The organism is Mycobacterium sp. NGS54 (genome assembly GCF_059812465.1).
Genome location: NZ_JCALCS010000026.1, coordinates 1 through 420, shown reverse-complemented (window position 1 = coordinate 420; position 420 = coordinate 1). Strand labels below are relative to the sequence as shown.

Sequence of the window (420 nt, the reverse complement as noted above, 5' to 3'; positions counted from 1 at the left end):
CGGCAACTTCGCGGCCGGGCTGAACGGGGCGCTGCAGACCGGTGCGAACCTGGCGGCGAACTTCCTGGCCTCGTTGCCGGGTCTGCCGGCGCTGACGATCCCGAACCTGGGTGCGTTGGGTGTCGAGCTATCGGCGGCGTTGAATGGGTTGGGCGCCAACCTGAGTGCGTCGTTGAACGCGGCGCTGAATGGCAGCTTGAACCTGGGTGCGAACCTCAACGGGTTGATCCAGACCGGTGAGAACCTGGCGGGCAACTTCGCCGCGGGGCTGAACAACTTGGCCGCCAACTTCGGGGCGGGTATCAGCGGGGCTCTTCAGACCGGTGAAACGTTGGCGGCCAACTTCTTAGCGTCGTTGCCGGGTCTGCCGGCGCTGACGATCCCGAACCTGGGTTCGTTGGGTGTGGAGCTGTCGGCGGC

Annotated in this window: 1 pseudogene; it reads left to right on the top strand. The window is 66.2% G+C overall.

The features are described 5' to 3' along the window. Window positions 1-420 (top strand): annotated as a pseudogene (locus tag AC5Y5E_RS30375) (hypothetical protein); the annotation flags it as partial.